This window comes from Bradyrhizobium sp. LB14.3, from assembly GCF_040547985.1.
GTDB lineage: Bacteria > Pseudomonadota > Alphaproteobacteria > Rhizobiales > Xanthobacteraceae > Bradyrhizobium.
Map to the genome: position 1 here is coordinate 29,649 of NZ_JBEPQT010000035.1, position 23,754 is coordinate 53,402.

A 23,754-nucleotide genomic window follows, 5' to 3' on the forward strand; every position below is an offset into this window, starting at 1 on the left:
TGCCCGTGGAAACCGGCCGTATAGTCGCGCACTACCTTCCGCAGATATCGAGATTATTTTTCAGGCTGCGCAGACGGCCAACAGCAGCACGTAGAGGTTTCCATGAATCACGCAAACGATACCAGCCGCTATCGGCCGCCGACTGGACGACCGACCTGCCGCCCGCCGTGCTGGTTGGAAAAACACCATGCCTGACCTCCCCATCGTCCAGGTATGCAGCTGCGCGCGAAGCCGCTGAATCGTTCCCGGCGGACGCAGGAACGGGCAGTTGCTCTCATGAATTGAACGATCCGCGTGGGGCCGCATGGTGCTGCAATCGCATCCAAACGGCTCAAGCAGCCGAGGGTGCTTCGGAGGACACTTGATGCCATTCCCCAGTGACGAGCAGATCAAGCGGAGAGCGCACGAGCTCTGGGACGAGGCGGGCCGGCCGGAAGGCCGCGAGCTCGAGTTCTGGCATCGGGCTGAACGCGAGCTGCAGGGTACGTCGGAGCGGGGCGACGCTGCGAAGGGTACGCCCGACGCCATTTAGTCTCCAGCAGAAGCACGCTGGCTCCTGGCAGAGGAGCTGACGGTCTCGATTTCGCCCCGGCTCGATCTCGCTTGAGGCTTCGCCAATCTCCCGCATGCATTCGCGTAGAGCATGTGCGTCGATCGTCAGCATCGGCGGCCATCACCTTTGACCATCCGCGCGAGCGCTCGCCGTCAATCACAGCGCGGCTAAACCACGGTAGTTGGCGCCCGTCCTCCAGCACAAATCGCCGATAAGAGCCTTATTCCGAATAGTAGCGGCGAAGGCGACCTGTACCTCGGTTCGACCGACCGATCATGCCGGCTACCCCCAAACCGGAAGCCGCGAGCAGCGATTGCCGTGTCCTGACTCAGTGAGCATGGATCCCGGTCCTCGTCGAATTCCTCGGTCTTGTGCGAAAGCATTAACCTATGTGCGCGCTGACCAACGCGCCCCGTCCTAGCGTCCGCCTGCAACCAAGGAGTGCCGATGAAAAAAAGACGACGTTTCAAGCAGACCACCACGCTTCAAGAGCGCATCGCAGAATTCACCGACAGCGTTAGAAGACAGGCTGACGCTACCGTGGATCGTGCCCAAAAGGAGGCCCTGTTAAAGAAGGTTCATGCGGCCGAGACGGCCGCGGCGCTGGATCAGCAACTTTCCGCGAGTTGATCCGCTCTCCTGCAATCCCGCATCGAAGCAGGCGCGCACGGCACGCTTGCGTGCGCCTACAAAGCAGACACGCTCTCAACTGTGCTGGTTTCTGTTTCGCGCAACCGGGCCGAGCACAACGACCAAGGCGTCCCGATGGTGAGAAGTATCTATGCTGCGCTGCCGGCTTTTCTGCCGCGGACATTAGAACATGTCCCCAGGCACCGCTTCGGCCTGTGCCAGCCGTCGCCCGCAGGCTCGGTGCTGTAATGATGGGCCACCCTGAAGCGCTATGGGGCAAATGTGCCGATCGGAGCGAATGATGAATAGGGCGTATATTGCCGAGCCAATCCTGAGACGGTTGCGCGTCAGCACTGAGATTGATGCCGACGACGAGCGCGCTATCACCGGTCTTCCGATTACAGTAAAACAAATGACGGACGGAGATCCGGTCGTTGCTGTCGGAGACCGGCCATCGGCATGCTGTCTCGTGATCGACGGCTTTATTTTGCGGTCGAAGATCGTCGGTGGCGGCCATCGTCAGATTGTCGCCTTTCACCAGCCCGGCGACATTCCCGATCTGCAGAGCTTGTTTCTCCATGTCATGGATCATGACGTGAGCGCGCTCGGAAATTGCGTGCTCGGATTCATCCCGCATGGCGCGTTGCGCGAGCTGATCAGAAATCGGCCCAATGTCGCCCAGGCACTTTGGCGTGACACTTTGACCGAGGCCTTGATATTTCGCGAGTGGATATGCAATGTCGGCCAGCGCGATGCAACCAGCCGTGTGGCGCACATCGTGCTCGAGCTTTACACCAGGATGAGGGCAATCGGACGCGCGGATGATATGTCGTTCAATTTTCCGGCGACCCAAGCGCTGCTCGCCGATGCAATCGGAACGAGCGTGGTTCACATGAACAGAGTGGTTCAGGAGTTGCGGAGTCGGGGACTCTTGCAGTTCGAGAGGGGAAGGATATCGATCCTTGATGAGGTTGGACTGAGGCAGCTAACCGAATTTGATCCCCTTTATCTCCACCTGAACCCATCCCTCTGAAAGGGGTCCCCTGAGCCATGCGGTTCTACTTTGATATAAAGGACGACTTTTTCGCTGCGGCTGACGATGAAGGGGCGGACCATCCCGACGCTCGAGCCGCGGAGAAAGAGGCGATCGCAACTGCAGCCTCCGTCGCCAGGGACGTTTTCACATCGGGCGGATCGCACGTGATCGTCACCTTGAGAAATGATGAGCAGTCAGTTCTGGAACTGGCCATCACGCTCGCACGCAAGCCCTTGAATGGTCACTCCTGAAATTGCTTGGCGCAGGTAATGGCCGCTCCAATAGGCGGAGAGATCAGCACCAGCGCCTTGGGTCGGGCCTCATCATTTGCTGCAGGCGAATAGCGTTGATGCAGCGCCACAAAGTGAAAACCCCGCTTGGGGGAGCGGGGCTTTCTGGTGGGGGTGAAGCTTAGGGAGGCTTCGGCTATATGACGCGCCATCGCGGAAAAGGTTCAAAGCCCTAAAAAGCGAACCACGCCAATACCGCAATGATGGGGATGATCGCCACGCCCAAGAGCACCAAGGGTGCAGGTTCATTGCCCGTCCGGTCGCTCAATGCTGATCTCCTTAAAGATGAAGGTCCCGCAGCAGCGTCGACGCCACGCGGCTTTCTGGCGGCAGGCGATGCCGACAGCTCAGAGCGGCAATTCCGACCGGGTTGAAGTTGTTCCTCATCGGTCTTGGGGCGCGGCCCAGACGCCGCTGCCTGGAGAGCCTCAGTATGGCGGCCAGCCCATCGGCGCGCTGGGGTCCGCGCTGTTGAGCTGCTCTAGGTATTCCCCGGCGGCCTTGAGAAGAGTCTCGCGAAGCTCGTCGTCCGCCGTCTGGGCGGCGAGGGCTTCGGCCCGATCGGCGTGGTGCTGGAGAGATTCTTTCGTCATACGCCCTTCTTCTTTTTCTTCTTCAGAACTTTGGCCTGCGCTCTAAATCCTGAGGCCAGGGCCTTCATCTGCCGAGAAACGAATTCGTCGGCCGTCTCCTGAGCGGCCTTCTCGGCTACACGAGCTTGCTGTTTGAATGTTTTCGCCGGTTTCATGGCCGACAACTTTCGCCAAAAAGTCAGGTTCCTCAAGAATCCGGCTTGAGTCTTCGTTCCCTTTTTCGGTTGATCCCCATGCGCTCCGTCAGGGCAAAATTCGTCCGGTCGACGAAGGAAAAGCTCTCGTCCGCGAAGCGCGCCCCTATCTCCGAAGCCGCATCCAGATCGGCGCGGGTGATGGGGTTCGCTCCGAGCTCCGCTGTCGCGCAGCCGCTCCCAGAAGACTTCCGCCACGCCGCGGTCAAATTGGGCTTTTAAAAGCTGGCACGTCTCGACCAGCACCAAGTCCGTCGTGAGGCGTTGGTCGATGCTCTGAAGGATCGACTTGGCGCGCTCATTCTGAGCATCCCGCTTGGCGGCCGCAGCGGACCAGACGGAGCTGTCAACGAACGCACTCATGCGCGTCACTCCTGAATCGGGTACTGCCAAATGTCGCGCTTTGGCTCGTTGTCCTCAAGCCATTTTTGCGCGCGCTCTTTCGAGGCAAAGAGCTTGATCCAATCGGGCTCACCGATGGCTCTGGACGCCGGATCGGGCAAGCAGAACCACACCGATCCCTCGACTGGTCCGCCTTCCACTTGGTATTCCCAGGCCACGCCTTCGAGGTCGTTGTCCTGGAGCCAGGCGTCGGCGGCACCGCCAGATGCAAACACCTTTACCCAGCCGGGATCGCCGATCGTGCGCGACTCGCCCTTCTGGTAGTCATCAAGGTAGAGCCATACGGCTCTGCCCTCGCGGCGAACTTCATCATGGCTGCGTACTACCTCGTTGACCCTCTGCCGGTCCGATCGATCGGTTTCAGGCAGCGACGTCACCGCCGCGTAGAGTTCGGCGGGAATGCTGCGCCTGTCGCCCAGAGACTTGTAGCGCCATTCCATCCACTGATCGAATGCATCCGACATATCGCTCACCTCCTCGACTTCGCGCGGAATGGACTGTCCATGGTGAAGGCATCCGGCGCGATCCCGCTCTCGATGCGCTTCCAGGTCACGGGTGCGGCAATCGGAAATCCCTCTCGGGCTCGCGGGGAATAGGTGCCGATCGCGGTGGTGCCGCGGCCATTGCGCAGATAGTCGAGGAAGATGCGATCGCGACGCTTCGCCTGGGCAGAAAGGAGGTAGCGGTCTGGAAAGCGCGCTGCGAGGTCGGAGACCAGTTGATGCGCGACCCGATGCGCCTTGTCGTGCAGCACCGGCTGATCCAGTGGCGCCATCAGATGAATTCCTTTGCCGCCGGTGAGCTTGGGCCAGGTCTCAAAGCCCTCGCGCTTCATCAGCGTGCGCAAATCGAGCGCGGTCTCCACGACGGCATTCCAGTCGACGCCCTCGCCGGGATCGAGGTCGATCACGATGCGGTCGGCATGTTCGAAGTCCTCGGCGGTCGCATTCCACGGGTGCAGCTCGACAGCCCCGATCTCGACGAGGCCAAGGAAACCATCCAGGCTATCGACCCACAGGCGCGTTCCCTGGCCGCCCTCGCGCTTCTGAATACGGAGCTGGTGCACGGCGGCCGGAATGTCCTTCGGCAGCGGCCCCTTGTGATAGAAGGTCGTGCCGTGCACGTGACGCACCAACTTCAGCGGACGGTGCCCGAGGTGCGGCAGCGCCTTCTTCCAGACCCGGGTCCAATAGTCGGCGAGGTCTTCTTTGGACGGAGCAACGGCTTCGGGCAGAAGCTGCAGGATGTTCTCTCGGGGGACGCCCAGCTTCGGCCGGCCGGCGACGGACGGCACCAGCCGCGGCGCCTTGACCTTGCGCACCGCGAGATCGTCTCGAAACCCCTTGAACACAGCTTCGCGCAGCAGGCCATCATCGGTCAGCGCGCCATATTCGACCTCGATCTCAAGGGTCGGCTCGACCCAGGTCGCCTTCGGCTTTTTGACGGCCGCATCGAGGGGAGAAGTGTTGCGGATCAACGGATCAAGCCGCTCGCGTAATTCGCGCGCGGTCGTCTCGGTGTAACCGGTACGCACCTTGCCGGCGTAGAGCAGCTTGCCATTCTGGCGTCGGCCGACGTAGAGCGAGGCGACCTTGCGCGGGCGCGCCCCAAGCTTCTCCACGAAGGCGACGATCGGAAAGGTCTCGCTCTTCTTGCACTTGAGCTTGGCCCAGCTCTCCTGCCGCCCGGACCGGTAAGGTTGGCCTAGCCGCTTGGCGACGATACCTTCCAGCCCCAGCTTGCACCCCTTGTCGAAGATCACGTTGCCGTCGGCCGCAAGCGCCTCGACGTAAATGAAGGTTTCCGGTGCGTCCTTCAGAAGCCGCTGCAGCAGGCGCTTGCGATCCTCATACGCGACGCCACGCAGGTCATAGCCGTCAAGGTACAGGAGATCGAACGCGTGGTAGCGCACACGCTCGCTGCGCTTGCGGCCGAGCTCCCGCCTGAGCTGCTGGAAGTCCGGCAGGCCGCCACTGCCGTACACCACGGCTTCGCCGTCGATGATTGCGCTGTTTGCCTTGAGCAGATCGGCGCTCGCTGCAATCGAGGAGAATTGTTCCGTCCAGTCCAGGCCTGTGCGTGAATAGACTCTGGCGTCCCCATCTCGCAGATGCAGCTGGGCGCGATAGCCGTCGGCCTTGATCTCGTAGACCCAGTCTTCGCCGCGCGGCGGCTTCTCGCGCAGCGTGGGATCACACGGCTCGATGTAACCAGGAATAGCAGCTTTGACGGCGCCGTGGACACGCGATACTCCCGACCGAGACTGACGCAACGCCACAGCACACATGGCGATTCAACGTCGTCACGCTGATTCGTTCCGTGTCTCGTCTCTGGATCGCCCGGAACGTGGGTCGCCTCCGAGCGTTGGCGAGCGGTGGTATAGGGGGAGGAGCGAGTGCGATGATAGAAACGGAGACCCTACTCGAGAAATGTCCCCGATGCGGCGCATGGCCCATGGCAGCGAACATCCCAAAGTCGGCTTCCGTGCAACGCGAAATCCAGTTCAGGTGTCCGAGGTGCCGGGCGGAAGAGGTCGGCTGGCTCCGTCGTCCGCAGTCCCCGCTGCGCGCTGCCTGACACCACGCGATCCAAGAGCCTGGAGGAACTGTCGCGGTCGCGTTCTCCAAGGGCGGCAGATGCTCGCCGAGATTCTCAAGATGGCTTGATGCTAATGATCCCGTCGAGGAAGGCGAGTAGCTCGCGTGTTTTCAATCGGCAGCAGCAGGCGTCTTGGAACGTAGTTGACCTTCTCCGCTTTTCTCTGTGATCGCCGGAGGAATGCGATGAAAGCAACGTGGGCAGCTCTTGTATTGACACTTGCCGCCTCGACGTTGGCGGCCTCGGCCCAGCCCGTTAGATGGACCAGATACAACATCCCCGAGAGCGGCACCTCCGTGGACTTTCCGTCCTCGATCTTCACCGAGGCAGCGGGTCGACCCGACGGTTACGGTCAACGGTTCCGCACCGCCGACGGACGCGCAGACCTCACGATCCAGGCCGCGCCCAACGTCCAGAACGATTCTCCCGCTGCTTTTCTGGCAAAGAAGCATCCGCCTCCACGCATTCAGTACAAGCGAGTGACACCACGGTTCTTTGCGGTCTCCAGCTACAAGGGCGACAAGGTTTGGTACAACCGCTGCAACTTCTCCGGGCGGCTGGTCCATTGCGTCCTGATCAACTATCCCGCGGACGAAGAGCGCGACTGGGACAAGATCGTCACTCGCATCAGCCTGTCGCTCAGCGGCAAGTAGCGCTCCATAGGCTCAAGCGAGGTAAAATCGGCCCTGAAGCACGGCTGAGAGCGAGGACTCCGCGCCGCTGCGCTTTCATGGCCGACCACCGCAAATTGAGCTTCGTCGTTAGATCGGCGTTAACGGCGTCTGCGGAGCGGAGCGTGCCTTAACCTGCCGTGAAGGTGAGGGGACGGATGCTGGCCGCTTTACGGCGGCAAAGCCATGGCCAAAGTCATCATTACGCACCAGGACGCGCTGCGCCACACGATGGGGCGCTCCGCCGTGAGCGTCGGCCTGACCGTGGTCTTGACGTTGTCCCTGTGCCTCCTGCAGTTCGGGTCCGATCCGGATGCGTTGGTGCGCGTCGGCTTCGTGACAAAATCGTCCATCCTGATCAGCATGATGATTTCCGGGCTGCTGACGGCGGCCCTGAGCTACCGGTCCGCGCTGACCATGCGCGAGCTGGCGCTGACGCGCGCCGAACTGCAGCGCATCTCTGGCACCGATCAGCTGACCGGACTGCTCAACCGACGGGGCTTCGACCAGGCTGCCGAATCGGCCTTGACCAAGGCGCGCGATGCGAACCTGGCAACCACTGTGCTGATGTGCGACATCGACCGCTTCAAGGCGATCAACGACCAGTTCGGGCATGAGTTCGGCGACAAAGTGCTCGTCGCGGTCGCGCAGGTGTTGTGCTCCTTCGCCGAGCGAAGGCAGATGCTGGTGGCAAGGCATGGCGGCGAGGAATTTGCCGTTGTGATGACCGGGCTGTCCAAGGAGCGCGCTGCCCAGTACGCCGAAGATCTGCGGCGGGCCTGCGCCGCACATGCAGTCGTCGCCGAAGGTGCCTCGACCAACGTGACGATCAGCATCGGGCTCGCCCAATCCCATGGCGAAATGGATCTGAGCAAGGTCATGCGCATGGCCGATCAGGCGCTCTATGCCGCCAAGCACCAAGGCCGCAATCGCGTAGTCCGGGCGGACGTCCTGGCGGATTCGATCGCCGCGTAACCCAACGGGGTGCCGGACCGAAAGGGTCTTGGTTCAGGCGCATCACGGCCGCCCTCCATACGCTTCGATCTTAAAATGCTCTATCGGCGACGCCTGGCGTCGAGTGCGAGCGCAAGTGCGTACTCCAAACACATCCAAACGGAAACGCGTCTATTTTGAAAAACCGAAATATCTCTTGCGCCGTCGGGCAAAACAGTGGTTGATAGGGTGCTGGTAATCGACATGGGAGCCAGCGTCGTGGCTGACGAAACCTCTTCGGAGCTATCCAAGATAGCTAAACTCAATGGAGACTTCAGGAGGAATTATGGAACGTTGCTCGGAGCCTTCCTGTATCTGCGCTCGATCAATGCCGCACGCGGACGTTCTTGGTTCTGGGCCAGCTTGATTTCGCTCGCTTGTTCAGCGGCGATGGCTTGGCTTGGGAGGCACGGCCTGCCTTGGCTGGTCGGCGGATAGTCGCTACAATGAGCAGCGCTCGGTGTCAGCCGGCCTCGGGAGAGCAATCCGGGCAGGTGTCTCCGATTGACTCCAGCACGTCCCAAATCTCGGCCACGGCTTGATCCGGAGACAGTCCGGCCGCCGGATCCTGGCTTGCGATTTCTAAGGCTTTGTCGCGCGCGTGCGGGTCGGCACGTTCCTGCATCCAGCCGTGCTCCTCGCACTCACGGATGGCGCCAGCATCTTGCAACACCGAGATCGCCCACCCACGCACGGTCCGGATCATTGGCCGTCTTTGCCGTGTCATCAGCATAAGAGATGGCTCCTGCCCGGACGAATCCCTCCGTCCCCCGGTCGTTCCGCGCGGTTAGCACGGGACAGGGATTTCGAATCGTTGGGGCTCGGCCTTGCCCCGTGTTCCGCAGGCCTGTGCAGAACTACGTCGTGGTCGCTGGGTCTTCCTTCTCGCCGGTCGCGACGATTTTGAGAGCGCCGTCCGGAAGCGGTCGCTGCAGCGCCTTGGCCTCATCCCAGGGTGCGCGCATCCAGACGTCGTACTCCTCGGCGGTCGTCAGGATTACGGGCATGGCTTTCGGATGAACGCGGCCGACCTCTGCATTCGGCTCGCAGGTGAGGAAGCCGAATACGTCGGCGGTGATTTCGCCCTCCTTCGCCTTGCGGACGCTGGTCCAGGTGGTCCAGAGGCCAGCGAAGGCGAGCAGCGGCCGGTTCTCGTCGGGCGAGAACCACACGGGCACCTTCTTGCCTCCGATGGTGTCGTATTCGGAAAAGCTGGTGAAGGGCACCAGACAGCGGTTCTCTGGAGCGAGCCAGCGCTTCCAGTGCGAGCTGTTGACGTTGCGAATGTTCGTGGTGCCGCTGTCCGGCTCCATCCGGAGGAGCTCCTTGAAGTCGACCGGCTTTCCTTTCGCCTCGAGCTTTTCGGCCCGCTTCTTCGTGGCGTCCATCAGCGCCTTCGAAGAGGACGGCATGCCCCAGCGCGCCATGCCGATTTCCCGTCCCGGCTCGCCGTTGCGGACAATCGGGGCGGGGTAATCCGGAAAGATGCCGGGCATCGACGGCAGATTGCCGACGCGGCTGTCAAGCGCTCCGAACAGCCGCCGGATCGCGTCGACATTCTTCGTCATGGAGTAGAGGTTGCACATGGCGTCAGGTCTCCGGTGCGGCCTGGCGGGGGCGCTGCGCCAACTGTAGCAGCGTCGCTGCAGGCCGGCGATTGGCGTGGGCGCACTTGCTACAACAGAGCCTGCTCGCCAGGTCGTGCACAAAGGTGGTCTGCGGATGGCGCAAGGTGGCCAGGTCGACCTCGCGCTTGGTCCTGCAGCGCGAGCACTCGATCTCGAGCCACGAGTAGCCGCCGTTGATGCCCTGGTCGACGGTCGGCGACGGATCGATCGGCCCGCCGTCGGCCCACATCTTCTCGTTCCAGGATTCGCACAAGAGCTTGTCGGCCGTCCGGATCAGGGCCTCGCCTTTGGCCCTGGCGTCAGCCGACTGCGAGGCGAGGATCGAGGTCACCGCACGGGCCCGCCCGAGCTCCTTGGCGAGAGCCTTGCGGTCTACGCCGGAGAGGGGCGTGGGGTGGTGCTTGGGAGCCATGGGCCGCGTCGGGCCTAGGTCGGGTCGTAGGACGGCCAACAGCCGTCTTCCTCATGGCGACCGGTTCGCTGTGTGCAGGTTTTGTCGAGCAGCCGCTGACCGACATCCCGCCAGACCGCATCGGGACCATAGAGCCGGGTGGCATCCGCCTTCTGAATCTCGACCGTCCTGGCGCAGCGCCGGCAGCCCACCCTGAGCAAGTGCCGGGGAATTTGGCTCAGCCGCAGCAGGCGACCGGAAGCGCCGATCCCTTGGCTGGCCGCATCTACCCGAGGATCCTCGAGAAGCGCCCACCAGTATTCCGACGGCAGGTCGTCCTCGGGAGCCAGTCCGTGGGGGGCAGGGGCGTTCCCGCCGACTAGGCGGGCCATCTTTTCCATCTGCTTGGGTGTCGGCATGCGCCAGCTCGCGGGGCGGTCAGTCATGCCCACATTAGAACATATCAAGAACGTTAGAGTCGAGTCCCGCTCTCCATAAATCACGATTCCGACGACCGGTGATGTCGGAACCATGATCGGCCGATCGTCTTGAATCCACCCGCCGCCCTGTTTCGGAGTACCGCGTTGATGGCCCCTCGCGCCAACTGGAAAGGCTTCCTGCGACTTTCGCTCGTCACCTGCCCGGTGGCGCTCTATCCGGCCACGTCGGAGAGCGAGAAGATCTCGTTCAACCAGCTGAACCGCCAGACTGGCCACCGTATCAAGTACCTGAAGGTTGATGCCGATACCGGCGACGAGGTGCCCAACGAGGACATCGTCAAGGGCTACCAGCTCGAGAAGGATCAGTTCATCGAGGTCTCCAAGGAAGAGCTGGAGGAGATCGCGCTGGAGTCCACAAGGACCATCGAGATCGACGAGTTCGTCGACAAGTCCGACATCGATCCTCGCTATCTGATCCGGCCCTACTACATCAGACCGGACGGCAAGGTCGGCCACGATGCCTTCGCGGTGATCCGCGAGACCATCAGGGAGATGGACAAGGTCGCGATAGGGCGCGTGGTGCTGACCAACCGCGAGCACATCATCGCGCTCGAGCCGATGGATAAGGGACTCGTCGGCACTCTGCTGCGATATCCGTACGAGGTGCGCAGCGAGCACGAGTATTTCGACGAGATACAGGACGTGAAGGTCACAAAGGACATGCTCGATCTCGCCAGGCACATCGTGAACCAGAAGGCCGGCAACTTCGAGCCGGAAAAGTTCGAGGACCATTATGAGACCGCGCTAATCGAGCTCATCAACCAGAAGCGGGCCGGAAAGCCGATCACGCCGAAAGAAAAGCCGGCAGCGACCAACGTGGTCAACCTGATGGAGGCGCTTCGCCGATCAGTAGGCAAGGAGGCCGCGCTGGCGAAGGCAGACGAGCCTGCCAAGAAGCCACGCAAGGCGGCGGCCGGACAGAAGGAGATGCTGATGTCGATTGCCGGCAAGGCGCCGGCGAAGGAAACATCGGCAAAGAAGCGGTCGGCAAAGCCGCAACGGAAGTCGGCCTGAAGCCAGAGTAGGAGAACCCTATGGACATGAACGAAGCCTCGGCAATGACTGAAGCCTCCGGGCTCGTGAAGGACGGTGAGGGTGCCGAGACGTCTGGAGTGCGCAAGCAGCCGCTTCGGTCGTCTTCGGAGGAGTCTACGATGCGCTGGGCAGATAATGTGCGCGAGATCACGATGAAGGCACCTTTGCAGTCGCTTTTCGTTGCGTTCCTGCTCGGTATCTGGGTCGCGCGCCGGCGATAGGAAGCTTCGAAGCTCGCACGCGCTTCACGAGATGCCGCAAGGGCGCGCTCCTCGGGATTGTCGAGGTCATGAGCCGATTGTGGCGGCCTGACACTAAATGGTCGCCAGCTCAGCGGCCGTCTTCGGGCAGGCATTCGGGGCAAGTGTCGCCGATCCCGTCCAGGACCTCCGCTACTGCGACGGCAGCCGCATCCGGCGAGACCCCGATCGGAGGGTTCTGCCGAGCAACCTTGAAAGCGCGATCGCGGGCGTGAGGATCGGCACGATCTTGCATCCAACCGTGCTCTTCGCATTCCCGGATTGCACCAGCTTCCAACAACACCGACCGAGCCCAACCTTCGACCGTGCAATAAGCGGAGCCTCGCTCCCGGAACATCAACATCGCGAACTCCATTAACGCGGAAGGAATTGCCATCCAACCCCGTCGTTCCGACGCATAACACAGAGCTGGGATTCGCAAATCGCAGGCTTGACCTTGTCCACCTGTTCCAGTGATGGGTGTGGACAGCTATCGTTCAGATTTTCATGAGTTGCCGCGGGAGAACTAGCATTACATTGATCTGGCGATCGAGGATCTTCGAGGCGATGATCGAGATATGTAGCGCGAACTCGTCCTCCATCTCTGCCGCGGCATCCTCGTCTCGTGCGTAGACGTAGAGGATATCGCCGTCCACTTCGTCAAACCGAACGGCACGGAAGAGCCGGTCAAGCTTATCTGCGCCGACGATTAGCGCCATTCGTGCGGCTATATGCTTGGTCTTGCACTGCAGTCACAATCATCGCAGTGGGGCCTAATTACCTCGGCCGTAATCGACTGCGAGGACCTTGTAGTCCCCAGCGCCGTCCGCGTGAACACGATCTCCGGTCGAGCGAGCTTGCGAGTAGTATTCTCACATTGCTCACCTTACATTGCAACGTTGCGAAGTTAGACGTGCAGCCGAAGCCAGACGTCTTTACTGGACAGCGTTCCGGTCGGCGTCACAATTTCCATGTCGACGACGCGAAACGAGCCATGATTTTCGTAAACGTAGTGAAGGTGCCAGACCGGGCCGAGTTCCGGCGAAATGGCAAAGTCGTCCAACGCGCTTGTGATGTTGTGAACGGCATCGCGTCTGCCGATCGGTGCGGAGAACATCGCGTCTATCAGCGCGGCCAGGCTCATGCCGCCGACCAGCATGGCTCGTGCAGCTTCGTCGCCGTGAGTAAGCCGGAGGGCGGTCACGATGACCGCAATAGCGTCGGGGTTCTTCAGAGCCACGGCACGTTCTCGGACCCAAAAACCGGACCGTTAATGTAAGGGCCCGGGGCGGCGGTGCGTATTTTGGCAGGCGATGGACGACTGCTACAACACCTCAGCACGAACCTGAGCCACGCCACGATCCGTAATCCCCAAGGTGCGCGCGGCGGCGAGCGAGAGGTCGAGGACGCGGCCACGAACCCATGGTCCGCGGTCGGTGATCCGAACCACCACCGAATTATTCGTCTCAAGATCAAGGACTCGGACTCTCGTGCCGAACGGCAGACGGCGGTGCGCCGCGGTTAGTTGATTCCGATCAAACGATGAACCGCTCGCTGTCTTGCCTTTGGAATACGAATAGTAGGAGGCTTTTCCGGAAAAGACCCGGTTGAGAGATTGAGTGCCTAAACGGTCTTGCAAGCGCTCTTGTCTGTTCGGAGGTTGCGCTTGCGGCTCATCCGTCTTTATCTGATCGAGTCCTTCAGGAGCGGGCTCCGCGTGAGCCTTTGGTATGATGGACCACCGCTCATTGAAATCCTCTGCTGCAGCGGTGTTCGCATTCAATCCAATCCACGCAGGGACTGTCGCAATCGCAACCATTCTGAGGAGAAGACGCATCGTTCGGCCTCATCAAACAATGGAAGCACAAGTCAACAATGCAACCCATCAGCCAGCGTTCCTGAACATGCATTCGCGTCTCGCAAATAGGTGATTGCATACCGACGTTGCGAGGATGTGCGTAGGAGCACCGCAGCAAGTCAATTATCTCGCTGCAATGCATCACCCCATTTAGCGCAAACCGGCCGGGGCCAGGGGCGGCCAGTCTTCCCAGCGCGCTCCACATACGACCGGCCCATGGGAAACCTTGCGTATCCCCAAATGAGAAATTTCAACCCGCCTACTGACGAACGGGCAGAGGTTGTTGGTGGCCGTACGCCCGCCGACGCGAATGGCCCGGCGAGCGGTGCTACGCGCTGGTCTTAGTGGACGAGCAGCGGCCCGAGCTTGAGGGCAACCGCCAACGCCGAACACGACGACCATGCCGAGGCAGGTGCCGAACGCGCTATCGGGCAGCTTGATTGGAGGCAGAGGGGGTTATTCGAGGTACTTAGGAGGCTGCGGTTGGAGCTCGCTAAAGGACGCCGCAATCTTCTGCTCGGCGATTTCGAAGACCGGCGAAGCGTTGGCAATTGACCACAATACCTTCCCAAGACCTGCGATTTACTTGCTCGGCTTCCTCAGTCCGGTCAGCCGCCTCTTCCGTCAATGCCTCTCGCTCTGTACGCTTGTCTGCCGCAGACTTGCTCCTTTGAGCCCGCACGGGTTCGTGCCGGCAACACAGGGGCGGCGGTCGCAACTAAGTCCTATTCAAGGTGTTTGATGGAGTTACGTTCACCTAGGAGCCGTGATGGAACCAACAGAATCTGCCCGCACGCACCGTCAGGTGTTGCCTTGGCTCGTGGTCGCGCTGATTGTTGTGTTGGCTGGAGGCATGTTCGTTTGGATGAGCAACAGAATTGATGCTCTGCAGGCAGCGACTGCTATTCGTCAAGATTCTGGCGTCGAACAAACAAGGAGGGCGGTAGCAGCTCTTGAGCAAACGGTGAAAGACATTCAGTCAAGCCAGCAAAGCCTTGTGGACCGGATAGCGGAGGTCCAGCGCAAAATTGCCTCGGAAGGCAGTAATCGCAAGCTAATGTCAGATCAACTAGGCGCACTCGGCGCACGCGTTGATGGGCTGGCATCCGCGAATGCGGAGAGCGGTTCGAGTGCCCGTCAGAACTCACGCACAAAGCGATAGATGTTCGCGCTTAATTCAGTGCCGGAAACTTCTTTCCGAAAGTAGGAAAAACCTTCCGCGCATCTTCAACAGAGAGAACGAAACAACAGAGAGAACGAAGCCGCGACGCGTCAACTTTGGTGACCAATTCAATTTACCTGCCCTTGAGAGTGGTCCTCTCAACGCGATTTGGCATTCGCCTCCGATTCGACGGCCGGTTGATCAGTACTGCGGGTTCTCGCACCTTCTTCGGCCGCTTGCGGTTTCTTTGGAACGCCCATTCGATCAATCCCGCCAGTCCGAGGACAGCTCCTGCGACGATCAAGCAGTGGGGATATTTAATCCTGGAAAGCATCGCTGTTTCCGTTAGTGCCCAGCGCTCTCCTTCGTGCCGCACCGGCTGGGTACGCAACCGTTCTTGAGTGCGATGGTCTCGGCGACCGCTTGTTTTTTGGTCGGAACGTGCGTCGCCCCCAACGAAAGCACTCCAGCAATGCAGAGGGCCGTCAAAGCGGCGCCCGCAGCGCTTACCGCACCTCGCAATAGCAACTGCCCCACCGCTCCCAGCATGGCATCGGCATAACCGGAAATGCTTAACGAATGCCGCGCGCGATCAACAGCGCCCAGAAACGCGCGTCGCATCGGGCGGCATCCTATTAGATCGAAGTTCAGTGGAAAGCGCGCGCTGTGGATGACTTAGCAGGTGCCCGCCTATTGCGTGCTGAGCGACACGCCAAGAACGAATGCCTTAGCCGCCGTCGCGCCCGGCGTTCGCTTCAATTTCTTTGCGATCTTCCTGACACCAGTCTTTTGCTTCGCAAGTAACTTCAGCGTCTTCAGGTCGTCTTTCGTCCACTCGCGACGAACACTTTTTTTCTTCTTGGCCAACTTGGCGCTCCTTCATTGATAGGAGCGCGGTCTAACACGTGTCGCGCGGTTCGCAAATCCCTGGTGAATGGCGCTGCACGGACCACTGGCTTTTGTGACAGGTGCGCGCCGTCCCGAGGCGTGGGCATGATCGCGGCTTGAGGACGGAGGCATTGCTGTGCAGCGCCACTATTTTCCGATCATCCACAATGGTCAAATACAGGCGGACAATGCAGGGGAGCTATTTGGCTCTGCTGAACTAGGGGTCCAATACGGCGCCCGTGTCGCTCGGGATATCACCAGGGATCCCATTACCGTGGTGCGGGCACGGTCGTAATCGTGGTTGACGCCACCCGCGGCAGGTCGCGCGGCACACCGTTGGTAGCGTTGCCACTGCTGTCTAGCAGGGGCGTCGACCGGCGTGAGCCGTTTTTCGGTCCATTAGAACCTTAGGGTGGTATCTGAGGCTATGACGGGGACTGCCAATCCATGTTTCTCCAGCAGCAGCTCAGCAGCTAACCGACCATCATCATGAAATCACTTTCGCGGACGATCCTTATCGGCGCGCCTTCAGCAATCATCGCTTCCACCTTCCGATGCTTCGAACTTTTCTCTTGCCCCTCCGTGAGTCGCAAATCCTGATCGCCAACCACAAGGATGGTAATCTTTTTGCTCACGGAATCTGCCACCCTACATCCAGCGATTGCGGCCATCTGAACGGCTTCAGCACGTTCAATGGATAGTGCTCCGGTAAAGACGATGGTTTCGCCAAATAGCGGGCCATCTTGATTCCCGTCCTGTGAATGCCGCTTCCAATCGGTTTTCCGCTTGAATGGTCGCGGTGCGGCGCCATCAATGCTCTCATAACCAATATCGTCGATCCAGGATTGAAGGCTTACCTTTGTCTCGTCGATGGCCCGTAACATGATGAGACCGGCCGCGCGGGCATCCTCCGCGGCGTCATGATGATTGAATTGGATATCAAATGTCGACGCAAGGTTTTTTAGTCCGTACCCGCCATTCGTTCCAAAGCTATCCCATGCGCGGCGCGCTACCTGAAGGCTGTCAATCCATGTGCAAAGGAGTCCATCGGTGCCGTACTTGCTTGCAGCTTGCGCAAGCGAAGACCGGTCAAATGGACTGTGATGGACAATAGCAGCACCGCGGAGTGCGTTGCCTATGACTGGAAAGACCGTGGCCATCGTCGGCTTGCCGGCAACGTCCTCGGGTCGAATGCCATGAATGCCGATGTTCGCGCGTGAGAAATCGTCTTCCGGATCGACTAGAATCGTAAGCGACTTAAAAACCTCTCCACCGCGGAAGTGGACCAGGCCAATTGAGCAAATGCTCGCAAAATCAGAATTCGCAGTCTCGACGTCGAGCGCGATAAAATTAGTAATTGCCAATTGAGACTCCCCAGACCCGCCACCACCATAAGGGGAGCGAACCGGAGGGGCAACTCTACTTGCGGGCGAGACGAACGCCCGGCCCCGTCGATCGACTCGCCATCTGCTCGAAAGATGACGCCAGCGGATTCGAAAACGGCGCGGATATTGGCGACGGCAAGACGATTTCCGGCATCTGACAGCAAAAGGCCCGCCGGTTCACACTGGCGGGCCCGTGGCACTCCCGGCGCTCTGATCCGCAATTGAATCGGCTGCCGTGAGCATTGGGGGCTGGAGAGCGAGCGATGCCATGTCCGCCCTTTAACAACAATCGGTAGAACAGCGGAGTCCGGTAGTTACCGACTCCATTTTTGGAACGGGGTGTTCTACTGTGAGAACACCGGCGCGATTTAAGTACTCATCAATTTGCAGTTGTCCCGGATGGCCGCAGTGGGGGCTGGAACCACCCTGCGGCCTTTCCCCTTGGGCCGCCATAGAGCCGGTCGTGGCCAACGTACATTGAATCTCGTTGCGGCTATTTTGCATTGCCGAATTTAGTATCTATTCGAGCGGAACAAGCGCCTGATCATTTCATCACCGGCCCATCACGGTATCTAACGGTGACTGAGAGCTGCTCGTGCTCCCGCCATCACGCGGAGCCCCCCCCATGCTAACCAGAAAAAAACAAACCATTCCCATGACCGTTCGACTTGCCCAGTTGGCGGGCGAAGCCCGGCGGCGCGCAGAGGCAGCACCGCCCGGAGCGAAGCGCGAAGCTCTCCTGAGAGCGGCGCATATAAGCGAAACCTCGCTCCAGCTTCAGCAATGGATTGGCTCCCCAGGATTGAAAGCGCCGACCTAACTGCGGAGCCGGCCCGGAAAAAAAATTAAGGCCGCCTCACTTGGCGGTCTTTCATTCATCTCTCTTTAGCTTGCGCCGGCCCCAGTGTGGTTCCTTCCCTTTCGGGTTTAACTCGGGAACGTAGTGTCGGTTCAGCGCCCGCATTATGCTGAGGTTCACGCTGGCGGGTCTGTGTCTCTTCTAGTGAGGCGCAACCAGAGCTGCCATACTGAATGCGACAACGCAGGCAGCTGCCAAGGACCAGAGCGCTATAGCGATCTCTTTGGGCATGGTGGTGGCCTCCTGACGAAAGCCGCCTTCGCCATTACTGCCGGACGAGCTTATAGCGCATACCGATCAGCATTGTGTAGGCAAGCCGCCGCCAAATCAGGTTCATCAGGACTAGCATCTGCATCCCCATATCTGATGCCGCCAGCTTCGACCCGCTATGTTTCAAGAAGATTTCGCGGGATACGAAATTGGCTTCGTGCCGGTGATGGAGAGGCAGCCCGGCAGGTCACGCTGGCGGGCCTTGTTCTCCGTTGACAGAACGTTCTCATGCCAATTTGGGCGCTGGCCTGCTTTAACCCTAGTGGCCTAAGTTGATTTTCGTGGTGACCTGCTTTGGAACGAACCCATCAAATGTTAATTGATGCCCCGAAAACCGCGCAACGGGGCGGCCAATGTGTGAGAAGTGCATCGACCTAGACAAGAAGATTGAACGCTACAAAGGGATGCGGTCCCGGATCACAGACCAGATTGCGCTAGACGGTATGGACCAGCTTATTGCCGAGCTGATGGCAAAGAAGGCCCAGCTACACCCGGAGGAAAAAGAGTAAGGCCGCCTCAGTTGGCGTCGGCGGCAAGGGGCTCGCATGTTCGACTTCGATCTATTTTCCAAACGCGAATGGGTGGGGATGATTGTCGCCTTCGCGGCTGTAACTGCTCTCACCCTCTACGGGTTTTTCCGGTTTCTCGACTACCTGGCCCCAAGCATGTAAGGCCGCCTCAGTTGGCGGCCTCTGTCATTGATCCCTCTTCAGCTTGCGCCGGCCCCAATGCGGCTCTTTGCCCTTCGGGTTTGATTCCGGGACGTAGTGTCGGTTCAGAGCCCGCATGATGCCGATCCGGGCAAACATCGTCGGGCCGCCGCCTTCTGCCACCAGGATCAGCGCTTCCATCGCTGCTTGCCACTCCGGCGCGGCGTGCTCTTTTTTTGGGAGCGAGGCGATGTACTCGCCGGCGTCCAACAGTGTCGCCAGCTTGCGGCCGTTGACCTCGATCGGATCCTCGAAAGGCCGCCCCCAGCCCCTGGTCATCCCTTGCTCAAACCCTCCGCAACCGCACGCTCGACCTCGGCGGCGAGCACGCTCAGGTGCTCCGCCAGCCGGGCGAATAGTTCGCGCTTCTTTGGATCGGTCGCCAGATCCCGGATCAGCGCGCAGTCGGCCGCATCCGTGCGGAGCTTTTCCAACTGAGCCTGCATGTCTTTCATTGCAGCCACTCCGTTCCCGGAGGGAACAATATAGCCACCGTCCGAAAGCGAACAGAACAGATTGCCGATTTTTCCTAGGCTCAGGATGCTTGGATCTCCCAAGGTCTAAGCACCTCCAGCGGCCCCGGCTCCACACCTCAAAAGCCCCCCTGGCCGGGGCGTCTCTGCCCCGCTAGCGATACTTCCGCAGGTGGAGCAGACGAAGCGCCCCTCGACGTTGGACGGCAATTTTCGTTCCGAGCCGGAACTGAACTTACCTTTTTCGGTTTTTGGAGTCGTCGTTAATGGCACAAGGAATGGCTCCATGTCTCAGCGACGCCGCAGAGTGAAGCACAACCGGTCGCTTGAAGAACGATTGGGCGAGCACGCCACTCAGCTCAAAGAACAAGCTGCCCAGCTCCCCCCTGGTGCTGAGCGCGAGCGGCTTCTCAGGAAGGCGCGCTTAGCTGAGACGGGCGCGCATCTGAGCGATTGGCTGAACTCGCCTGGTCTGCAACCCCCGGAGTAAGCCGCCCGTAAATGGACAAGGCCGCCTCAGTTGGCGGCTCCTCAATTATCATGGCGCCGCGCAAGGGGAGGGCGAGCTGGGTCGAAGTGCCGGCTGGCGTTGGTGGCAATAAAGGCCTGCAGAGCAGGCGAGACCTCGGCGTCGGTATCTGCCGCCAGCTGGGCTACAGCGTCAGCAAACTCAGAGGTTGCGTCCCGCGTCCAGCCTTGGCTCGGATTGAAGCAAACGATCCTAACCGGATAGGTATATTGGCCGGACAGAAGATGCTGCAGGACGGTCGCCATGTCGGTGTCGGCTTCATCCGTCTCGCGCCAGGCGCATGCGGCGCCGGCTCCGAAGTCCTCGAGCACGAGGCAAATGTCGCGGTCCAAGCGATCGGCCGGCACGATCGAGGGCGAGGTACGCATACTCCGAAACTACCGACGGCGGAGACACGGCCCCGGCTTCAGGGGGGCTTTTGGGGTAGGGCCGAGGCCGCTCCGCCGGCCCGGGGGAGCCGGCCTAGAATCAATTCCCCTGAAGAAGGCGAAGTTCCTAGTTCAGGAGATTTTTGCTCGGCGTCAGCAGACGCACATAGGTCCCGCTTTCGTGCAGCTCAAGCCAGCCTTGCTGGACAGCATACTTGATGCCGGCGCCGAACTCGCTGCCGTTGCCGCCGAGCGTAGACATAAATGGCGCGTTGACCTTCTCGATGTGGATGCGCCCGTCCTGAACCGGCTCGATAGTCGCGGCGAGCTGGATCAACTGGCGAGCCGCGGCTTCGGGCTCCGCATAAGGACGTTCGGTCGCAAATTTCGCCATGCAACGCTCTACCGCTCTTCGCTTGGGTGAACCCATTTATAGGGCGTGATCTGCCTTGTCTCGGTTAGTTTGATCATGCGGGCAGGGGGCGCGTAGCGGGTGGTGCGGCAGGAGCGGCACTTCAGCGAAGCTTCGAGTTTCCAAACCGGCGTATCTCGGGGTCGGCGGATGGCGTCAAGTGGCAGACTGGCGCGCGTCTTACAGCGGGCGCACTCGAGCTCCAGCCATGCAAGCCCGCCGTTGAGGCATTGACCGATTGTGGGGGAGGGTTGGGCTGGGCCGCCGTAACCTTCCATCCGGACGGACCAAGCTTCAGCCTCGGCCCGGTCCGCTTCCCGCGCAGCCTCCTGAGCCCGTTGTCGGGCGCCCTGGGCCCGGATCTTCGCGCCCATGATCCGACCGCCCCAGATGACCTCTCTCGACTTAGTGCCCATCCCGGAGGATTCCTCCGGTAGCGGCCGGAGGCAAGCCGCTAGGATTTGTGGCGGGTGAGCCAGTAGTGCAGCTCGGTCCTGTCCTGCAGGTTTATCTTGCTGCGATCCGGCGGAAGCTTGTGCGTCAGGCTCGTCATCGGGGTGCCTCAGTGATGCATAAAAAGAGCGAGAAGAAGAATGATGGGAAGGGGAATGCCGATCAGCCAGAGAAGTGCACCTTTGCCGAAACCCATCGAGGCCTCCTGAGTGATGTTGTCATAGCTTGGAGTAACAACATCTGCGCGGAGCTCTCGTTCCCGCCCTGACGAAAGCTACTGCACTGCACTTGCCAGAAGACGGTCCAGAAATACAGCCTGGCCCTTCAGGATGCGCTCGCGCGCTTCTGCGATGTTGAACCACCCGGCGCGATCCAGCTCAGGAAAGCTCTGAACCCTGCCTGAATGCGGCGGCTATTCCATTTGAAACATGTTGCTTTTGAGCTCATCCGGATTCCAGCCATCCTCGACAGCCCAGACATGTGCGGTTTTGCCGCGCGGGTGGTTTGCCTCGCCAAGCGATGTGAACTCTCCGCGGGGTCTGTGGCCTGTCTCTTCCTCGAATTCCCGTTTAGCTGTGTCGAGCGGCGCCTCGCCGAATGAAATCAGCCCCTTCGGAATGCTCCAGGCACCGTGATCCTTTTCTTCCAGAATGGTCCGCCTGAATGCCCGAGGAGAACTTCCATACTTCCGCTTTTGCGCCGGAACAGGAGAATGCCCGCGCTTGTTTTTGGCAATGATACGGCGCGCGGGGTGCTCATCTATCGCACGGAAGATTCCCGTGAGGGGGCACGGCGACGAGAGCCTTTTGCAGCCGCGCGTTTGCGTTTCGCAAGATACGCAAGCATTTTTGAAAGGGGCATGGCGTTCAGGACGCGATCTGCCGGCACGCCGCCCTTGCGGGCCATTTCGACACCCCAGTGCGCGTGATCGAGCTCGCGAATAGAATGAGCGTCGGGATTGATGATGAAGATACAGCCATATTCAAGCGCATTCTGGTGCCAGCGCCAGTCGAGATCGAGCCGCCAGGGGGTGTGCGTTGACCTCGAGGACAACGCCATACTTGGCGCAGGCGCGGAGCACCTTCTCGACGTCGATGTCGTAACCCGATCGCCGCAGCAGCTGACGCCCCGGTCATGTGGCCAATGATTGTGGTGTGTGGATTGAGATTGCTCGGACGAGGCGCTGCGTCGGCGCCTTCCTTTCCAACTTGAAGCCACCGTGAATGCTCGCGACGACTAAGTCGAAACGCTCCAAGACCTCGTCGGGATAGTCCAGCGAGCCGTCGGCGAGGATATGGATTCGATCCCCTTCAGGATCCGGAAATCCTTGCCGAAACGGTTGTTCAGGCGGTCGGCCTCGCGGTGCTGTTGCTCGATCTACTCGCCGGACAACCCGCTGGCTTAGTGCGCTGACTTCGAGTGATCGGCCATCCCGAATACTCGAAGACAGGACCCGTCCAACGTCAAGGGCCTGCCTGGAAACAAGCGCGGCGGTCAGGAAGCTAGACCAAAACCGAGTGTGCCGTGAGGCAGCACCCTGCTGCCTCACGGCGATCAGGACACCGATTACTGGAAGTGCACAGCCGACGGCCGCTGCCGTCTTCTTGCAGATCCTGCATCGCCCCCGCGACCGGGAAAACCTGGAACTTCTCAGCCCGGCGTATGTTGTGCCGTGCCACTACTGGAGGACGAAATGAACAAGAAATCTTTTCTGCTGCTGATGGCTGCCTCGCTTCTGGCGGGTCCGTCGTTTGGGCAAAATCCGACGGCGACCGATCGGCCGAACAATAATGCTGTCAACAGTTCCGGCCAGAATAATTCCAGCAAGCCGGTTGAAGGCGCCAACAGCTTCACCGAAGGCCAGGCCAAATCGAAGATCGAGGAGGCGGGCTACACCAACGTCACATCCCTGAAGAAGGACGACAACGGCGTTTGGCGCGGAAAGGCCAGCAAAAGCGGCGCCTCGACCAATGTCAGTCTGGATTTCCAGGGCAACGTGAACGCGGCCAAATAGCCTGGCGCGCGGCAGCGAAATTGAGAGGAATTCACTATGACCGTTACGATTTCACGACTCTACGATAACTACTCCGATGCGCAGCGCGCGGTAACGAGCCTGGAGGCCGCGGGCGTGCCGCATTCGGATCTGAGCATCGTCGCGAACAATTCCGATAACTGGTACAGCACCGACAAGAAGGTCGATCGCGATCGCGATCGCGTTGACGATCGGGCGGAAGGTGCCGGTACGGGAGCGGGCCTCGGCGCGGGTCTCGGTGGCGCGGCCGGCTTGCTCGCTGGCCTTGGTTTGTTGGCTATCCCCGGCCTAGGTCCGGTCGTGGCGGCCGGATGGCTCGCATCAACCGCGCTCGGTGCCGTTGCCGGCGGCGCGACGGGCGGAGTCGTCGGGGCGTTGACGCAGGCCGGCGTATCCGATGAGGAAGCACCACTCTACGCTGAAGGTGTGAGGCGCGGCGGCACGCTGGTTTCGGCTCGTGTGCCGGATGCGGAGCGCGCGCGCTACGACGCGATCCTGAACCAGTCGGCCGTTAATCTGCGCGACCGGAGCGCAGCTTGGCAGAAGGCAGGGTGGAAGAGTTACGATCCATCTGCCCAGCCTTATGGCGCGGACGAGGTCCG

At 60.4% G+C, this 23,754-nt stretch carries 33 protein-coding genes and 3 pseudogenes; 13 read left to right on the top strand and 23 right to left on the bottom strand.

Going from position 1 to position 23,754, the window contains the following annotated elements:
- Positions 1-364: 364 nt before the first annotated feature.
- The 4 genes from ABIB00_RS34700 (at position 365) to ABIB00_RS34715 (ending at position 2,470) form a co-directional block, all read left to right on the top strand.
- Positions 365-532: a DUF2934 domain-containing protein gene (locus ABIB00_RS34700; protein WP_247341016.1), complete on the top strand. Its 168-nt coding sequence runs from the start codon at positions 365-367 to the stop codon at positions 530-532.
- A 468-nt stretch (positions 533-1,000) separates the two neighbouring features.
- Complete coding sequence (locus ABIB00_RS34705; RefSeq protein WP_247341018.1) at positions 1,001-1,183, top strand: hypothetical protein; 183 nt, start codon at positions 1,001-1,003, stop codon at positions 1,181-1,183.
- A 301-nt stretch (positions 1,184-1,484) separates the two neighbouring features.
- Positions 1,485-2,216, top strand: a complete 732-nt coding sequence (locus tag ABIB00_RS34710) for a Crp/Fnr family transcriptional regulator (RefSeq protein ID WP_354107470.1) — start codon at positions 1,485-1,487, stop codon at positions 2,214-2,216.
- A 17-nt stretch (positions 2,217-2,233) separates the two neighbouring features.
- Complete coding sequence (locus ABIB00_RS34715; protein ID WP_247341023.1) at positions 2,234-2,470, top strand: DUF6894 family protein; 237 nt, start codon at positions 2,234-2,236, stop codon at positions 2,468-2,470.
- A 467-nt stretch (positions 2,471-2,937) separates the two neighbouring features.
- Here ABIB00_RS34715 and ABIB00_RS34720 read toward each other — a convergent pair whose 3' ends face one another.
- From ABIB00_RS34720 to ligD, 4 genes are read right to left on the bottom strand one after another with little or no spacing between them, the layout of a single operon-like run.
- Positions 2,938-3,102, bottom strand: coding sequence for a hypothetical protein (locus ABIB00_RS34720; RefSeq protein ID WP_247341025.1), 165 nt, complete (start codon positions 3,100-3,102; stop codon positions 2,938-2,940).
- Positions 3,099-3,659, bottom strand: a complete 561-nt coding sequence (locus ABIB00_RS34725) for a PIN domain-containing protein (protein ID WP_247341027.1) — start codon at positions 3,657-3,659, stop codon at positions 3,099-3,101. Before ABIB00_RS34725 ends, ABIB00_RS34720 begins: the two co-directional genes overlap by 4 nt.
- A 5-nt stretch (positions 3,660-3,664) precedes the next feature.
- A complete protein-coding gene (locus ABIB00_RS34730) occupies positions 3,665-4,162 on the bottom strand; it encodes a hypothetical protein (protein ID WP_247341029.1) in 498 nt (165 codons plus the stop codon).
- 5 nt (positions 4,163-4,167) lie between these two features.
- Complete coding sequence (gene ligD, locus ABIB00_RS34735; protein ID WP_247341031.1) at positions 4,168-5,985, bottom strand: DNA ligase D; 1,818 nt, start codon at positions 5,983-5,985, stop codon at positions 4,168-4,170.
- Between the two features lie 496 nt (positions 5,986-6,481).
- On the opposite strand from ligD, the gene ABIB00_RS34740 reads away from it, so the two are divergent.
- From ABIB00_RS34740 to ABIB00_RS34750, 3 genes are all read left to right on the top strand, one after another.
- Positions 6,482-6,949 (top strand): hypothetical protein, encoded by a 468-nt coding sequence (locus ABIB00_RS34740; RefSeq protein WP_247341033.1) that lies wholly within the window; start codon positions 6,482-6,484, stop codon positions 6,947-6,949.
- A gap of 204 nt (positions 6,950-7,153) precedes the next feature.
- Positions 7,154-7,942, top strand: a complete 789-nt coding sequence (locus ABIB00_RS34745; RefSeq protein WP_247341035.1) for a GGDEF domain-containing protein — start codon at positions 7,154-7,156, stop codon at positions 7,940-7,942.
- 237 nt (positions 7,943-8,179) lie between these two features.
- Positions 8,180-8,398 (top strand): hypothetical protein, encoded by a 219-nt coding sequence (locus ABIB00_RS34750; protein WP_247341037.1) that lies wholly within the window; start codon positions 8,180-8,182, stop codon positions 8,396-8,398.
- Between the two features lie 25 nt (positions 8,399-8,423).
- On the opposite strand, the gene ABIB00_RS34755 is transcribed toward ABIB00_RS34750, so the two are convergent.
- The 4 genes from ABIB00_RS34755 to ABIB00_RS34770 all read right to left on the bottom strand — a co-directional run bounded on the left by ABIB00_RS34755 (position 8,424) and on the right by ABIB00_RS34770 (position 10,425).
- Complete coding sequence (locus ABIB00_RS34755; protein ID WP_247341039.1) at positions 8,424-8,693, bottom strand: hypothetical protein; 270 nt, start codon at positions 8,691-8,693, stop codon at positions 8,424-8,426.
- A gap of 124 nt (positions 8,694-8,817) precedes the next feature.
- Complete coding sequence (locus ABIB00_RS34760) at positions 8,818-9,546, bottom strand: SOS response-associated peptidase (protein ID WP_247341041.1); 729 nt, start codon at positions 9,544-9,546, stop codon at positions 8,818-8,820.
- 4 nt (positions 9,547-9,550) lie between these two features.
- Positions 9,551-10,000 (bottom strand): hypothetical protein, encoded by a 450-nt coding sequence (locus ABIB00_RS34765; RefSeq protein ID WP_247341044.1) that lies wholly within the window; start codon positions 9,998-10,000, stop codon positions 9,551-9,553.
- 14 nt (positions 10,001-10,014) lie between these two features.
- Positions 10,015-10,425 (bottom strand): hypothetical protein, encoded by a 411-nt coding sequence (locus ABIB00_RS34770; protein ID WP_247341046.1) that lies wholly within the window; start codon positions 10,423-10,425, stop codon positions 10,015-10,017.
- 141 nt (positions 10,426-10,566) lie between these two features.
- Between ABIB00_RS34770 and ku the strand changes: the two genes are divergently transcribed.
- Both ku and ABIB00_RS34780 read left to right on the top strand, forming a co-directional pair.
- The gene (ku, locus tag ABIB00_RS34775; RefSeq protein WP_247341048.1) at positions 10,567-11,493 is read left to right on the top strand and encodes a non-homologous end joining protein Ku; all 927 of its coding nucleotides are present in this window, start codon (positions 10,567-10,569) and stop codon (positions 11,491-11,493) included.
- Between the two features lie 20 nt (positions 11,494-11,513).
- Positions 11,514-11,735, top strand: a complete 222-nt coding sequence (locus ABIB00_RS34780; protein ID WP_354107471.1) for a hypothetical protein — start codon at positions 11,514-11,516, stop codon at positions 11,733-11,735.
- A gap of 109 nt (positions 11,736-11,844) precedes the next feature.
- Here the strand turns inward: ABIB00_RS34780 and ABIB00_RS34785 are convergent, their stop codons facing one another.
- The 4 genes from ABIB00_RS34785 to ABIB00_RS34800 all read right to left on the bottom strand — a co-directional run bounded on the left by ABIB00_RS34785 (position 11,845) and on the right by ABIB00_RS34800 (position 13,590).
- On the bottom strand, positions 11,845-12,117 hold the full coding sequence (locus ABIB00_RS34785; RefSeq protein WP_247341052.1) for a hypothetical protein: 273 nt from the start codon (positions 12,115-12,117) through the stop codon (positions 11,845-11,847).
- 133 nt (positions 12,118-12,250) lie between these two features.
- Positions 12,251-12,472, bottom strand: a complete 222-nt coding sequence (locus ABIB00_RS34790; RefSeq protein WP_247341054.1) for a hypothetical protein — start codon at positions 12,470-12,472, stop codon at positions 12,251-12,253.
- 188 nt (positions 12,473-12,660) lie between these two features.
- Positions 12,661-12,993, bottom strand: coding sequence for a hypothetical protein (locus tag ABIB00_RS34795; protein ID WP_247341056.1), 333 nt, complete (start codon positions 12,991-12,993; stop codon positions 12,661-12,663).
- Positions 12,994-13,077: 84 nt separating this feature from the next.
- Positions 13,078-13,590 (bottom strand): septal ring lytic transglycosylase RlpA family protein, encoded by a 513-nt coding sequence (locus ABIB00_RS34800; RefSeq protein ID WP_247341058.1) that lies wholly within the window; start codon positions 13,588-13,590, stop codon positions 13,078-13,080.
- Between the two features lie 790 nt (positions 13,591-14,380).
- Between ABIB00_RS34800 and ABIB00_RS34805 the strand changes: the two genes are divergently transcribed.
- Positions 14,381-14,773, top strand: a complete 393-nt coding sequence (locus ABIB00_RS34805; protein WP_247341060.1) for a hypothetical protein — start codon at positions 14,381-14,383, stop codon at positions 14,771-14,773.
- Between the two features lie 345 nt (positions 14,774-15,118).
- On the opposite strand, the gene ABIB00_RS34810 is transcribed toward ABIB00_RS34805, so the two are convergent.
- From ABIB00_RS34810 to ABIB00_RS34820, 3 genes are all read right to left on the bottom strand, one after another.
- Positions 15,119-15,394 (bottom strand): hypothetical protein, encoded by a 276-nt coding sequence (locus ABIB00_RS34810; RefSeq protein WP_247341063.1) that lies wholly within the window; start codon positions 15,392-15,394, stop codon positions 15,119-15,121.
- 69 nt (positions 15,395-15,463) lie between these two features.
- Positions 15,464-15,640 (bottom strand): hypothetical protein, encoded by a 177-nt coding sequence (locus tag ABIB00_RS34815; protein WP_247341065.1) that lies wholly within the window; start codon positions 15,638-15,640, stop codon positions 15,464-15,466.
- A gap of 494 nt (positions 15,641-16,134) precedes the next feature.
- Positions 16,135-17,025 carry an exonuclease domain-containing protein gene (locus tag ABIB00_RS34820; protein ID WP_354107472.1) on the bottom strand — a complete coding sequence of 297 codons (891 nt, stop codon included), beginning with the start codon at positions 17,023-17,025 and terminating at the stop codon, positions 16,135-16,137.
- 1,695 nt (positions 17,026-18,720) lie between these two features.
- Between ABIB00_RS34820 and ABIB00_RS34825 the strand changes: the two genes are divergently transcribed.
- Positions 18,721-18,846, top strand: a complete 126-nt coding sequence (locus ABIB00_RS34825) for a hypothetical protein (protein ID WP_256467605.1) — start codon at positions 18,721-18,723, stop codon at positions 18,844-18,846.
- Between the two features lie 24 nt (positions 18,847-18,870).
- Here ABIB00_RS34825 and ABIB00_RS34830 read toward each other — a convergent pair whose 3' ends face one another.
- The 8 genes and pseudogenes from ABIB00_RS34830 to ABIB00_RS34865 form a co-directional block, all read right to left on the bottom strand.
- Positions 18,871-19,164: a hypothetical protein gene (locus tag ABIB00_RS34830; protein WP_247341071.1), complete on the bottom strand. Its 294-nt coding sequence runs from the start codon at positions 19,162-19,164 to the stop codon at positions 18,871-18,873.
- Positions 19,161-19,340, bottom strand: a complete 180-nt coding sequence (locus ABIB00_RS34835) for a hypothetical protein (RefSeq protein ID WP_247341073.1) — start codon at positions 19,338-19,340, stop codon at positions 19,161-19,163. Before ABIB00_RS34835 ends, ABIB00_RS34830 begins: the two co-directional genes overlap by 4 nt.
- A gap of 560 nt (positions 19,341-19,900) precedes the next feature.
- Positions 19,901-20,255, bottom strand: a pseudogene (locus ABIB00_RS34840) (hypothetical protein); the annotation flags it as partial.
- Between the two features lie 127 nt (positions 20,256-20,382).
- Entirely contained in the window at positions 20,383-20,649 is a 267-nt protein-coding gene (locus ABIB00_RS34845; protein ID WP_247341075.1) for a hypothetical protein, read from the bottom strand.
- An 8-nt stretch (positions 20,650-20,657) separates the two neighbouring features.
- Positions 20,658-21,083, bottom strand: coding sequence for a hypothetical protein (locus tag ABIB00_RS34850; RefSeq protein ID WP_247341077.1), 426 nt, complete (start codon positions 21,081-21,083; stop codon positions 20,658-20,660).
- Between the two features lie 38 nt (positions 21,084-21,121).
- The gene (locus ABIB00_RS34855; RefSeq protein WP_354107473.1) at positions 21,122-21,220 is read right to left on the bottom strand and encodes a DUF3606 domain-containing protein; all 99 of its coding nucleotides are present in this window, start codon (positions 21,218-21,220) and stop codon (positions 21,122-21,124) included.
- Between the two features lie 174 nt (positions 21,221-21,394).
- Positions 21,395-21,855 (bottom strand): annotated as a pseudogene (locus ABIB00_RS34860) (NUDIX hydrolase).
- A 24-nt stretch (positions 21,856-21,879) separates the two neighbouring features.
- A pseudogene (locus tag ABIB00_RS34865) lies at positions 21,880-22,557 on the bottom strand (PHP domain-containing protein); the annotation flags it as partial.
- A 256-nt stretch (positions 22,558-22,813) separates the two neighbouring features.
- On the opposite strand from ABIB00_RS34865, the gene ABIB00_RS34870 reads away from it, so the two are divergent.
- Positions 22,814-23,134: a hypothetical protein gene (locus ABIB00_RS34870; RefSeq protein ID WP_502916587.1), complete on the top strand. Its 321-nt coding sequence runs from the start codon at positions 22,814-22,816 to the stop codon at positions 23,132-23,134.
- A gap of 36 nt (positions 23,135-23,170) precedes the next feature.
- On the top strand, positions 23,171-23,754 hold a 584-nt coding region (locus tag ABIB00_RS34875), incomplete at its 3' end, for a general stress protein (protein WP_354107474.1).

Excerpts from the sequence above, each read along its gene's own strand:
- ABIB00_RS34790 (WP_247341054.1), bottom strand. The coding sequence starts at position 12,472 with ATGGCGCTAATCGTCGGCGCAGATAAGCTTGACCGGCTCTTCCGTGCC.
- ABIB00_RS34805 (WP_247341060.1), top strand. The coding sequence starts at position 14,381 with ATGGAACCAACAGAATCTGCCCGCACGCACCGTCAGGTGTTGCCTTGG.
- ABIB00_RS34710 (WP_354107470.1), top strand. The coding sequence starts at position 1,485 with ATGAATAGGGCGTATATTGCCGAGCCAATCCTGAGACGGTTGCGCGTC.
- ABIB00_RS34740 (WP_247341033.1), top strand. The coding sequence starts at position 6,482 with ATGAAAGCAACGTGGGCAGCTCTTGTATTGACACTTGCCGCCTCGACG.
- ABIB00_RS34760 (WP_247341041.1), bottom strand. The coding sequence starts at position 9,546 with ATGTGCAACCTCTACTCCATGACGAAGAATGTCGACGCGATCCGGCGG.
- ABIB00_RS34800 (WP_247341058.1), bottom strand. The coding sequence starts at position 13,590 with ATGCGTCTTCTCCTCAGAATGGTTGCGATTGCGACAGTCCCTGCGTGG.
- ABIB00_RS34855 (WP_354107473.1), bottom strand. The coding sequence starts at position 21,220 with ATGACGAGCCTGACGCACAAGCTTCCGCCGGATCGCAGCAAGATAAAC.
- ABIB00_RS34780 (WP_354107471.1), top strand. The coding sequence starts at position 11,514 with ATGGACATGAACGAAGCCTCGGCAATGACTGAAGCCTCCGGGCTCGTG.
- ABIB00_RS34765 (WP_247341044.1), bottom strand. The coding sequence starts at position 10,000 with ATGGCTCCCAAGCACCACCCCACGCCCCTCTCCGGCGTAGACCGCAAG.
- ligD (WP_247341031.1), bottom strand. The coding sequence starts at position 5,985 with ATGTGTGCTGTGGCGTTGCGTCAGTCTCGGTCGGGAGTATCGCGTGTC.
- ABIB00_RS34845 (WP_247341075.1), bottom strand. The coding sequence starts at position 20,649 with ATGGCGAAATTTGCGACCGAACGTCCTTATGCGGAGCCCGAAGCCGCG.
- ABIB00_RS34720 (WP_247341025.1), bottom strand. The coding sequence starts at position 3,102 with ATGACGAAAGAATCTCTCCAGCACCACGCCGATCGGGCCGAAGCCCTC.
- ABIB00_RS34770 (WP_247341046.1), bottom strand. The coding sequence starts at position 10,425 with ATGACTGACCGCCCCGCGAGCTGGCGCATGCCGACACCCAAGCAGATG.
- ABIB00_RS34730 (WP_247341029.1), bottom strand. The coding sequence starts at position 4,162 with ATGTCGGATGCATTCGATCAGTGGATGGAATGGCGCTACAAGTCTCTG.
- ABIB00_RS34850 (WP_247341077.1), bottom strand. The coding sequence starts at position 21,083 with ATGGGCACTAAGTCGAGAGAGGTCATCTGGGGCGGTCGGATCATGGGC.
- ku (WP_247341048.1), top strand. The coding sequence starts at position 10,567 with ATGGCCCCTCGCGCCAACTGGAAAGGCTTCCTGCGACTTTCGCTCGTC.
- ABIB00_RS34870 (WP_502916587.1), top strand. The coding sequence starts at position 22,814 with ATGAACAAGAAATCTTTTCTGCTGCTGATGGCTGCCTCGCTTCTGGCG.
- ABIB00_RS34785 (WP_247341052.1), bottom strand. The coding sequence starts at position 12,117 with ATGTTGATGTTCCGGGAGCGAGGCTCCGCTTATTGCACGGTCGAAGGT.
- ABIB00_RS34705 (WP_247341018.1), top strand. The coding sequence starts at position 1,001 with ATGAAAAAAAGACGACGTTTCAAGCAGACCACCACGCTTCAAGAGCGC.
- ABIB00_RS34825 (WP_256467605.1), top strand. The coding sequence starts at position 18,721 with ATGTTCGACTTCGATCTATTTTCCAAACGCGAATGGGTGGGGATGATT.
- ABIB00_RS34745 (WP_247341035.1), top strand. The coding sequence starts at position 7,154 with ATGGCCAAAGTCATCATTACGCACCAGGACGCGCTGCGCCACACGATG.
- ABIB00_RS34715 (WP_247341023.1), top strand. The coding sequence starts at position 2,234 with ATGCGGTTCTACTTTGATATAAAGGACGACTTTTTCGCTGCGGCTGAC.
- ABIB00_RS34725 (WP_247341027.1), bottom strand. The coding sequence starts at position 3,659 with ATGAGTGCGTTCGTTGACAGCTCCGTCTGGTCCGCTGCGGCCGCCAAG.
- ABIB00_RS34835 (WP_247341073.1), bottom strand. The coding sequence starts at position 19,340 with ATGAAAGACATGCAGGCTCAGTTGGAAAAGCTCCGCACGGATGCGGCC.
- ABIB00_RS34810 (WP_247341063.1), bottom strand. The coding sequence starts at position 15,394 with ATGCGACGCGCGTTTCTGGGCGCTGTTGATCGCGCGCGGCATTCGTTA.
- ABIB00_RS34700 (WP_247341016.1), top strand. The coding sequence starts at position 365 with ATGCCATTCCCCAGTGACGAGCAGATCAAGCGGAGAGCGCACGAGCTC.
- ABIB00_RS34830 (WP_247341071.1), bottom strand. The coding sequence starts at position 19,164 with ATGACCAGGGGCTGGGGGCGGCCTTTCGAGGATCCGATCGAGGTCAAC.
- ABIB00_RS34755 (WP_247341039.1), bottom strand. The coding sequence starts at position 8,693 with ATGCTGATGACACGGCAAAGACGGCCAATGATCCGGACCGTGCGTGGG.